At 70.6% G+C, this 9968-nt stretch carries 8 protein-coding genes; 6 read left to right on the plus strand and 2 right to left on the minus strand.

The window, feature by feature from the left end; translation table 11 throughout:
- Positions 1 to 9: 9 nt before the first annotated feature.
- Entirely contained in the window at positions 10 to 441 is a 432-nt protein-coding gene (locus tag ACFV0Q_RS14870; protein WP_385005177.1) for a hypothetical protein, read from the minus strand.
- Between the two features lie 100 nt (positions 442 to 541).
- Here ACFV0Q_RS14870 and ACFV0Q_RS14875 point away from each other — a divergent pair, with 100 nt between their 5' ends.
- From ACFV0Q_RS14875 to ACFV0Q_RS14890, 4 genes are all read left to right on the plus strand, one after another.
- A complete protein-coding gene (locus tag ACFV0Q_RS14875; protein WP_385005179.1) occupies positions 542 to 2494 on the plus strand; it encodes an ABC transporter ATP-binding protein in 1953 nt (650 codons plus the stop codon).
- A gap of 85 nt (positions 2495 to 2579) precedes the next feature.
- Complete coding sequence (locus ACFV0Q_RS14880) at positions 2580 to 4085, plus strand: sensor histidine kinase (RefSeq protein ID WP_385005181.1); 1506 nt, start codon at positions 2580 to 2582, stop codon at positions 4083 to 4085.
- Positions 4082 to 4762, plus strand: a complete 681-nt coding sequence (locus ACFV0Q_RS14885) for a response regulator transcription factor (protein ID WP_266572387.1) — start codon at positions 4082 to 4084, stop codon at positions 4760 to 4762. The genes ACFV0Q_RS14880 and ACFV0Q_RS14885 overlap by 4 nt, the downstream gene beginning before the upstream one ends.
- An 85-nt stretch (positions 4763 to 4847) precedes the next feature.
- Positions 4848 to 5585 carry a carbonic anhydrase gene (locus ACFV0Q_RS14890; protein WP_385005184.1) on the plus strand — a complete coding sequence of 246 codons (738 nt, stop codon included), beginning with the start codon at positions 4848 to 4850 and terminating at the stop codon, positions 5583 to 5585.
- An 80-nt stretch (positions 5586 to 5665) separates the two neighbouring features.
- Here the strand turns inward: ACFV0Q_RS14890 and ACFV0Q_RS14895 are convergent, their stop codons facing one another.
- Complete coding sequence (locus ACFV0Q_RS14895) at positions 5666 to 5899, minus strand: hypothetical protein (RefSeq protein WP_385005186.1); 234 nt, start codon at positions 5897 to 5899, stop codon at positions 5666 to 5668.
- A gap of 99 nt (positions 5900 to 5998) precedes the next feature.
- Between ACFV0Q_RS14895 and ACFV0Q_RS14900 the strand changes: the two genes are divergently transcribed.
- Both ACFV0Q_RS14900 and ACFV0Q_RS14905 read left to right on the plus strand, forming a co-directional pair.
- Positions 5999 to 9571 (plus strand): hypothetical protein, encoded by a 3573-nt coding sequence (locus tag ACFV0Q_RS14900; RefSeq protein ID WP_385005188.1) that lies wholly within the window; start codon positions 5999 to 6001, stop codon positions 9569 to 9571.
- A 9-nt stretch (positions 9572 to 9580) separates the two neighbouring features.
- Positions 9581 to 9841, plus strand: coding sequence for a hypothetical protein (locus tag ACFV0Q_RS14905; protein ID WP_385005190.1), 261 nt, complete (start codon positions 9581 to 9583; stop codon positions 9839 to 9841).
- Positions 9842 to 9968: the final 127 nt, after the last annotated feature.

The following is a 9968-nucleotide window of genomic DNA, read 5'->3' on the forward strand; positions in this document are numbered from 1 at the left end:
CGGCGCCGGTCAGCAACCCGCCCCGGGGGCGGGCGGAGCCGCGTCCAGCTTCCAGTGCCCCTTGTCCGCCTCCACGAGCGCCCACGCCGTGCAGGAGGGGGTACCGACGACGTCGACGCGCAGCGCGTCCCGGACCACCCGCACCGCGATCCGGTCCTCGGGGACGTCCTTGAGTTTGCCGAGGAAGCTCTCGGCGTATTTCTCGCCCGCCGTGTCGTCCGTGAAGCGTTTCTGCAAGGCGTCCGTGTCGCCCTTCCGCAGCTCCCGCTGCACCGCCTCCGCGAGCCGTTGCGGGCTCGATTCGCTGCCGTCGTCCTCCGTGGCGATGGAGACGCTGACGAAAATCAGCCACCCGGCAAGCGCGGCGAAGGACGCGATGACGCCCAGCCGCTTGCCGAGCACAGGCCGTCCGGACCGGGACGTGGTGGTCAGCCGAGTCATAGGTCCCATTGAACTAAACACGACAGGACAGGGCACTCACTTTGAGACAGCGGCCATCAGACCCTGACGAACGACACCGGAACGGGAGGCGCTGGGCCCAGTGACGTCCGATCAGGAGCAGACGAACGACGCGGAACGGGAACTCTTCGGGGGCCCCCTCCGGATGGACGAGGCGTCGGCCCGGCACGAGCAGGTGCCGCTGGAGGTCCCCTTCCACCGGATGGCCGGCCGGGTCCCCGCGTTGCTGGCGCGGTCCGCCGTGATGGCCTGGGCGGTGGACCGCGTCTCCCTCGTCACCGTGGCCGTCGCGGAGGTGGGCCGCGGCACGGCCACGGCCTTCGGGCTGCTGGCCACCAACGAGGTGCTGGTCAACCTGTTCGCGGGCGGCCCGACGCCGGACCGGGTGCGCGCCGCGCTGCCGTCCCTGCTGGTCGTGGCCGGTACGGCGGTACTCGTCGCGCTGCTCACGGCCTTGTCCGCGCTGGCGGTGGGCCGGCTGGAACCCCAGGTGGAGCGGGCCGCCTCGCTGCGGCTGCTCTCCCACGCGATCCGGGTGGAGCTCGCCGACCTGGAGGACGCCCAGGTACGCCGGCTCCTGGAGACGGCCGAATACGGCACCGACGCCGCGCGCCGGCTGATCGGGCACGCCGTAGCCGTGGTCAATGGCCTGATCTCACTGATCGCGGCCGCGTGGGTGCTGACCGTGCTGCACCCGCTCCTGTTGCCCCTGCTCCTGCTCACCGCCCTTCCCAAGGGATACGGCACGGTCCGCACGGCCCGCCGGGTCTACCGCAGCATCCAGCGCTGGCTCGACCACGTACGGGTGCGCAGGCGCCTGTCCGACCTGCTACTGGCCCCCGACCCGGCCCGTGAGCTCCGCGCCCACGCCGTGGGACCCCATCTGTTGCGGCGGTACCGGGAGCTCACGGATCAGTCCACGGCGGAGCAGAAGCGGCTCGCGCTGGCCGCCGCCGGCACCGACCTGGCCGCCGGTGCCGTGTCCGGCGCCGCCACCGGGAGCACGTACGCCGTCCTCGGGCTGCTCCTGGTCTCCGGACACCTCCCGATGGCCGCCGCCGGGACCGCGGTGCTGGCCGTTCGCACCACCACGAGCCAGCTGTCCGGACTGGTGCGGAACGTCAACTACCTGTACGAGCAGTCGCTCTACCTCCTGGACCTGGACCGCGCGGTGGCCCTGGCCCGCGAGCGCGCCATTCCGGCCGGTGGCCTTCCGCTGACCGGATCGCCGGCCGTCCTGGAGCTCGACGACGTCTCGTTCACCTACCGGGGGCAGGCCGCCCCCGCGGTCACGGGCGTGAGTCTGCGCATTCCGCGCGGCAGCGTCGTAGCCCTGGTCGGGGACAACGGCTCGGGCAAGTCGACGCTGGCGAAGCTGATCGCCGGGCTCTACCTCCCGGACTCCGGCCGACTCGGCTGGGACGGCACCGACATCAGAGAGCTGGACCGCGACACCGTCTTCGACCGCGTCGCCCTCGTCGACCAGGACTTCCTCAAGTGGCCCTTCACGGCCCGCGCCAATGTGACCCTGGGGCGTCCCGAACGCGCCCACGACGAGGCCGCCCTGCGGCGCTCCGCGGCGTTCGCCGACCTGGACGGCTTGATCCGAACGCTTCCCCGCGGCTGGAACACCCTCCTCGAACGCGGCTTCCACGGCGGCCAGGGCCTCTCCGGCGGCCAACAGCAGCGCTTCGCCCTGGCCCGGGCCCACTTCCGCGACGCGTCCGTCGTCATCGTCGACGAACCCACCGCGGCCCTCGACGCCGCCTCCGAGATCGAGGTCTTCCACCGCATACGGGCCCTGGCCGACAGCGGCCGCACGGTCGTCCTCATCACCCACCGCCTCGCGTCGGTGCGCTGCGCCGACACCATCTACGTCCTCGACCGGGGCAAGGTGATCGAGCAGGGCGACCACGACGGCCTGCTGGCCGCGCAGGGCAGCTTCGCGGCGGCCTACCGCCTGCAGGCGGAACAGTTCCGGGACGGACCGGAGCAGCCCCCCGTACACGAGCCGGAGCACGTCGTGCCGGGTTGATCCGCACCTTGGAAGGGAACCGCCGGTGCTCGACGGGCGGAGCCGTCCGCCCCTCGGCATCCGTGACGCATAGGCTGGGGGGATCATGAGCCGCAAAGCCCGTACCCTGTCCCTTTTCCGGCTCCGCAAGGCTCGCGAGCCGCGCGGGAACGATGAGCAGCGCACCGGGGACGACGAGCAGTCCACCGGCGGCGGGCAGCGCGGCGAGCGCGAGCGCGAGCGGCGGGAGAAGCGCACGAAGCGCGAGAAGCCCGCGAAGCCCTCGAAGGGGAAGAAGCGCGAGCCCGGTTCGCTGGCCCAGCTCGCCGTCGTGCTGCGGACGCCCGCCCGGGCGGGCGAGGCCCTGTTCGCGCGGGCGCCCAAGCGCTGGCAGCGGATGCTGCCCTTCGCCGTCGTCGGCGTCTTCGTGATCACGCTGCTGCCCGTGACCATCGCCGTCCTCACCAACGACTACGCGCTGGACGGCGGCTGGGCCGGGGCGCTGGGCGTGGCCCAGACGGTGCCGCTGCTGCTGGCGGTCACCCGGCCGCTGCCCGCCTGGGGCATGGTGCTGGCCGCGGACGTGGTCGGGGCGGTGCTGCTGAGCGGCGCCGAGCGGGTGGACGGGCACGCGTGGCCGTGGCCGCCGATGGTGGTCGTCGGGTACCAGGTGCTGATGATCTGTCTGGGGCTGCGCGAGTCCGTCCGGACCCTGGTCCAGGTGTGGCTGGTGACGGGCGCGGCCGGGGTGGTGCTGGGCTTCTTCAAGCCCGACGGGGTGACGAACACCGTCGCCCTGCTGTTCGTACTGAGCGGGGCGGTACTGGCGCTGGCGGGCGCGCTGCGGCAGCTGGGCGACGCCCGGCAGCGGATCGCGGAGCAGGAGGGCATCAGCGAGGCGGAGCGTTCGCGGCGCACGCTGCTGGAGGAACGGGCGCGGATCGCCCGGGAGTTGCACGACGTGGTGGCCCACCACATGTCGGTGATCACCGCGCAGGCGGACTCGGCGCCGTACCGGCTGCCGGGCATGGAGGAGCCCGTGCGCGAGGAGTTCGCGGCGATCGCGGCCAGCGCGCGCGAGTCGCTGGGCGAGATGCGGCGGCTGCTGACGGTGCTGCGCGGCGACGGTACGAACGGCGGGGCGGGCGCGGGCGGCGAGCGGGCCCCGCAGCCGGGGATCGACCGGATCCAGCAGCTGGTGGAGGCGACCGTACGGGCCGGTCAGCCGGTGGAGCTGTCCCTGGCGCTGGGCGCGGCCGAGGCGGTGCCGCCGGCCGTGGACCTGTCGGCGTACCGGATCGTGCAGGAGGCCCTCGCGAACGTGGTGCGGCACGCCCCGGGGGCACGGACCCGCGTCTCGGTGACCCGCTCCGACCGGACCGGCGACGTACTCGTCCTGGTGGTCAACGGCCCGGCGCGGGACGCCGTGGTGGAGCTGGAGGGTTCGGGGACGGGCCACGGTCTGGTGGGCATGCGCGAACGCGTACGGTTGACCGGGGGAACCCTGGACACCGGCCCGCTGCCCGACGGCGGGTTCCGGGTCGCCGCCCGCCTGCCCCTCGACGACGCCGCCGACAGCGCCGCCAACGACGCCGACAAGGATTCGAGTTGACCATCCGTGTGATCATCGTCGACGACCAGGCCATGGTGCGCGCGGGGTTCGCCGCGCTGCTGTCGGCGCAGGCCGACATCGACGTGGTGGGCGAGGCCGCCGACGGCCGGCAGGGCGTGCGGGTGTCGCGCACCGTGCATCCCGACGTGGTGCTGATGGACGTACGGATGCCCGAGCTGGACGGCCTCTCGGCGGCCCGCGAGCTGCTCGACCCGCCGCCCGGGGTGGTGCACCGGCCGAAGGTGCTGATGCTGACGACCTTCGACATCGACGACTACGTGTACGAGGCGCTGCGCGCGGGCGCGTCCGGGTTCCTGCTGAAGGACGCCCCGCCGGCCGATCTGATCGCGGCGGTCCGGGTGGTCGCCTCGGGCGAGGCACTGCTGGCGCCCTCGGTGACGCGGCGCCTGATCGCGGACTTCGTGCGGCAGCGGCCCGCGCCGCGCAAGGATCCGGCGCTGCGGCTGAACGGCCTGACCCCGCGGGAGACGGAGGTCCTGGAGCTGATCGCGCGGGGGCTGTCGAACCAGGAGATCGCCGCGCACCTGGTGCTGGCGGAGCAGACGGTGAAGACGCACATCGGGCGGGTGCTGGGGAAGCTGGACCTGCGCGACCGGGCGCAGGCGGTCATCTTCGCGTACGAGGCGGGCCTGGTCCGACCGGGCGACGCGGGCTGAGACCCGTCCAAGACTTCGTCAAGGTCGCCCCAAGCGCGCGGTGGCAGCCCGCATTCGATCCGACGTAGCCCTATTTTGCCCGAATATGACCACTAATGCTCAAGGGCATGGAGGGCTCCCCGGTCGTCGCCGCCTCGTCCGGGCCGCGCTGACGGGAACGGTGGCGGTGGCCGCCGGTCTGGTGTCCGGCACCCGGCCGGCCCCGCCGGTCGCCCGGGCCGGAGCTGCGGCCCTGCGGCCCGCCTCCCCCGCCTCGGCGCTGCGGGAGCTCGTACGGGGCAACGCCCGCTGGCGGACGCTGCACGAACGGCATCCCGACCGCACCCGGGCGGTGCGGCGGCAGCTGGTCTCCGGTCAGCACCCCTTCGCCGTCATCCTCGGGTGCATCGACTCCCGGGTCCCTCCGGAGCTGGTCTTCGACCAGGGCCTGGGCGACCTGCTGACCGTCCGCTCGGCCGGCTCCGTCCTGGACGAGGCGGTCCTCGCGGGCATCACCTTCGGGGTCGTGGAACTGGGCATCCCCCTGGTCGTCGTCCTGGGCCACCAGTCGTGCGGGGCCGTCACCGCCGCCGTCACCGCGGACGAGGAGGGGGAGGAGCTGCCGGGGCACATGCAGTACCTCGCCGACCAGATCCACCCGGCGATCGACCACACCCTGTCCGGCCCGGCCCGCGTGGACGCGGCCATCACCACCCACGCCCGCCGCGTCCGCACCCGCCTCTCCACGGACCCCGCCCTGGCCTCCCGCGTCACCACGGGCCGCCTCGCCCTGGTGGCGGCGCGCTACGAACTCACCACCCAACAGGTCCACCCCCTCCCCTGACCGGGTCACCCCTGCCGGCACAGGGAAGGCGAACGCCCGATGGGACGTTCGCCTTCCCTGATGTGGCGGCGCGATGGCCGTCAGCCGATGGTGCGGGCGGTGTTCCAGTCGTCCTCCTCGACGCGCCACCCGTTGGCGATGGCGGTCTGGCCTCCGTAGTAGAGGTGGAGGGTGCCGTCGTTGCGGGTGAGGTAGAGGTCGGGGATCCCGTCGTTGTTGACGTCGGGGGTTCCGCGCAGGAGGGGCCAGGTGGCACTGTCCCATCCGGTGGTGCCGTAGGTGAGGTCCTCACGGTCCCGGTCTTCGGAAACCACCCCGGCGAGCCCTGCTACCAGACCTCGTACGCGGCCTCGTCCTGTGACCAGGGCTGGCGGTGGAACCTCGACTACGTCGAGGACGTCCACGGCAACGCCATGATCATCGACTGGGTCAAGGAGAGCAACCGCTACGCCAAGAACCAGAAGTTCAAGGAAGCGGTCTCCTACGCCCGGGCCGGCTACCCGACCCGGATCACCTACGGTCTGCGCGCCGACAACCTCTCCGGCGCCCCGGCCGGCAAGGTCGAGTTCACCGTCGCCGAACGCTGCATCAAGGAAGGCACCACGCAGTGCTCCGACGCGGAATTCGAGGCGAACAACTACGGCGACAAGCAGCCCTGGTGGGACACCCCCTCCACGCTCTACTGCAAGCCGACTGCCAAGGACTGCTACACCGCTTCGCCCACCTTCTGGACGCGTAAGCGTCTGACCTCCGTCACCACCTACGGCCAGCGCACCGAGGGCTCCACCGCCCTGTCTCTGGTGGACCGCTGGAACCTGACGCAGTCCTTCCCCCGGCAGCGCACCGACACCCACCCGCCGCTGTGGCTGGAGTCCATCACCCGCACCGGCTACGGCACGGCCAAGGACGGCGCCGGAAACCAGGAAAGCACCACGCTCCCCCCGGTGTCCTTCGTCGCCAACGTCAAGGACATGCCCAACCGCGTGGCGACCGGACCGAACGACGCCACCCCTGACTTCGACCGTCTGCGCGTGGAGACCATCCGCACGGAGACGGGCGGGGAGATCTCCGTCGGCTACTCCGCGCCCTGCCCCGTCGGCGGTACGCACCCGAAGCCGGAGGAGAACACCACTCGCTGCTACCCGGTCCACTGGTCCCCGGACGGTGAGCTGGAGAAGCCTCCGCTGGAGTGGTTCAACAAGTACCTCGTCGACAAGGTCACCGAGAAGGACCGCGTCGCACGCCAGCCCGACGTCACCACCGCCTACACCTACGAAGGCGACGCGGCCTGGGCCAAGGACAGTGACGAGTTCTCCAAGCCCGAACTGCGCACGTACAGCCAGTGGCGCGGCTACGCCAGCGTCCTCGTGAGCAAGGGCGTCACCGCCAACACGGGCAAGTCCGACGCCACCGAGCAGTCCCAGAGCCGCACACGCTTCTTCCGCGGCATGTCTGGCGACGCGGGCCGCCCCAAGATCACCATCAAGGACTCCACCGGCACCGAAGACCTTGGCGAAGACCTTCCCCAGTACCAGGGGCGCAGCGCCGAAACCATCACGTACACCAAGGTCGGCGGTAGCGTCGTCTCGCGTGAGCTCACCTGGCCCTGGAGCCAGAAGACGGCCTCGCGGCCGCGCGATGGCACCACCCCACTGGACGCATTCCGTTCGGGTACCTCACGCACCGACTCGATCGAGACGATCAGCGGCGGTGCCACCCGGACCCTGCGCACCCGGACGGCATTCGAGCCCACCTACGGCCTCACCCAGACCGTCCAGTCCGAAGCCGTCAGCCCCAATGGCACGGGTGGGTGGCAGATCACCCACCAGAAGTGCGCCACGACGAGCTACGTCCACAACACGGCCAAGAACCTGATCGGCCTGCCCCAGCGCGTGCGCACCACCGCGGGCGACTGCGCGCAGGCGGCCACCGGCACACTGCTCTCCGACAGCCGCACGGCCTACGACGCCCTCGGCGCGTTCGGCGCCGCTCCCAGCAAGGGGCAGATCTACCAGGTCGACACCAACGACGCGGCCGGCACCGGCTGGATCACGACCGCCCGTACCGAGTACGACGTGCTCGGCCGTTCCGTCAAGGTCTACGACGCCGCCGGCAACGCGTCCACGACTGCCTACAGCCCCGCCGCCGGTGCCGCCTTCGCGGTCTCGGGCACCAATCCGCTCGGCCAGACAGTCACGACCAAGAGCGACCCGGGCCGCGGCGCCCCGCTGGAGGACACCGACGCCAACGGCCGCAAGACCACGACCACCTACGACAACCTCGGCCGCTCCACCGCAGTCTGGACCACCTCCCAGAAGCCCGGCACGGACAAGCCCGCCTTCACCTTCGCCTACCAGATCGCGGAGCACGAGCCGCCCGTCGTCACCAGCAACACCCTGCAGGACGACGGCACGTACAGCCAGGCCATCACGATCTACGACGGCCTGCTGAGGCCGCGTCAGAGCCAGGGCGAGGCCCTGGGCGGCGGCCGGCTGATCACCGACACGCTCTACAGCGCGAACGGGACGGTCCGACAGACCAACAACGGTTACTACGCCGAGGGCGCGCCCACGAAGAAGATCTTCGTCCCGGAGACCGTCTTCCAGGTCCCGAACTCCACCGAGACGGCCTACGACGGTCTCGGCCGGGCCGTCCGCTCCACCACCCTGCACGCGGACGTCCCGCAGTACTCCTCCACCATCGAGTACGGGGGCGACGTCACCCTCACCCGCTCGTCCATGTCCGTCGACGGCACGACTCCCCTCAAGGGCAGCAGGGCGTCGAAGACCTGGACCGACCCTCTGGGGCGGACCTCGGCCGTCGAGCACGCCACGTCGATGGACCTCACCACCTGGAACAGGACGTCCTACGTCTACGACGTCCAGAACAAGCTGAAGTCGGTCACGGACGCCGCCGGGAACCAGTGGTCCTACACCTATGACGTCCGCGGCCGCATGACGGCCTCGGAGGACCCCGACACCGGACGCTCGGAATTCGGCTTCGACAACCTCGACCAGCGGATCTGGACCAAGGACTCCAGCGGCCGCACCCAGTACAGCGTCTTCGACGCCCTCGGCCGCACGACCGAACTGCACGAGAACGCCGCCGACGGCCCGCTCGTCGCCTCGTGGGCCTTCGACTCCCTGCCCGGCGCCAAGGGACAGCCCGTCTCCTCCACCCGCTACGAGGGCGGGGCCGCGTACAAGAGCGAGGTGACCGGGTACGACGCCGAGTACCGGCCTAGCGGCTCGAAGATCACGATCCCGGACGTGCCCGCGGCCAAGGGCCTGGCCGGCACCTACGCGTCCAGCGTCACCTACACCCCAACCGGCAAGGTCCAGTCGACGACGCTGCCCTCGACCCCCGGCGGCCTGGCCGCCGAGAAGCTGGTCACCCGCTACAACGCCGACGGCATGCCCCAGAGCATGTCCGGCCTGGCCTGGTACACGGCCGACGTCAAGTACAGCCCGTACGGGGAAGTCCTGCGCACCGCGTCAGGCAACGCGCCCAACCGGGTCTGGACCACGACGCAGTACAACCCGAACACCGGCCGGGTCACCAACCAGCTCACGGACCGGGAAACAGGCCCGAACCGGATCAGTGACGTCTCCTACGCCTACGACCCCGCGGGCAACATCACTTCCAATGCCGATAACATCGAGGCCAATGGACTGAGCGGCGATGCGGCCCGTGGGAATTCCCACGGTGGGGGTGTGGGGCAGCCCGGAAACCTGTTCACTTATCGGGTGAGCCCTGGCGACTCGGATACCCTGAGCGCTGCTGCAACGTTTGGCGGAAGCCGTACGGCTACCGGCGATCGCCCGGCAATTCTCATCTTCCGTATGTGTAAATGCGCGTACGACCGATTGACCGCAGAGGGGCATATAACGACCCGGGTCACCGATGAGGTGAGCGGGAGGCTTGAGCACATCTTCGGCCCAGAAGCGATGCCACACTTGCAGCAGGTCTATCGCAGGAACCTATAGTCGTAGTGGATGGCCGCGAGAATGATTGGCGGTGACGTGCGAGTGGTGGACCCCGCAGAGTACGACAAGGACATTCCGAGCGTTCAAGAGCACTTGAAGAGATTTGAACGCGCTGTTGCGAATGTCCGTCGGACCCATGGTGGACGCTCGATGGAAGAGATTCGGCAGGCACTCTTGGAGGAATTTGATTCCATGGGCTTGGTGGTGTGGAGTGAAGTCGCGGATGACACGGCTCGTCGCATTGCTGACGGGTTGATGGGCGACGCGTAGGGCTGACACCTAGCGGCTCCACTTGGCTATGACAGCAAATCTGAAGCCCCCATCGGTGTGACTGATGGGGCTTCAGTGGTGTCTGACGGCAGTAGTTGACGGCAACGGCGGCGAACACCAGGGGTGC

The organism is Streptomyces sp. NPDC059564 (assembly GCF_042735575.1).
In the GTDB taxonomy this organism is placed as follows: domain Bacteria; phylum Actinomycetota; class Actinomycetes; order Streptomycetales; family Streptomycetaceae; genus Streptomyces.

Bases quoted from the DNA above. Each gene is read 5' to 3' on its own strand.
- ACFV0Q_RS14880 (WP_385005181.1), top strand. From the start codon at position 2,580: ATGAGCCGCAAAGCCCGTACCCTGTCCCTTTTCCGGCTCCGCAAGGCT.
- ACFV0Q_RS14905 (WP_385005190.1), top strand. From the start codon at position 9,581: ATGGCCGCGAGAATGATTGGCGGTGACGTGCGAGTGGTGGACCCCGCA.
- ACFV0Q_RS14870 (WP_385005177.1), bottom strand. From the start codon at position 441: ATGACTCGGCTGACCACCACGTCCCGGTCCGGACGGCCTGTGCTCGGC.
- ACFV0Q_RS14890 (WP_385005184.1), top strand. From the start codon at position 4,848: ATGACCACTAATGCTCAAGGGCATGGAGGGCTCCCCGGTCGTCGCCGC.
- ACFV0Q_RS14900 (WP_385005188.1), top strand. From the start codon at position 5,999: ATGATCATCGACTGGGTCAAGGAGAGCAACCGCTACGCCAAGAACCAG.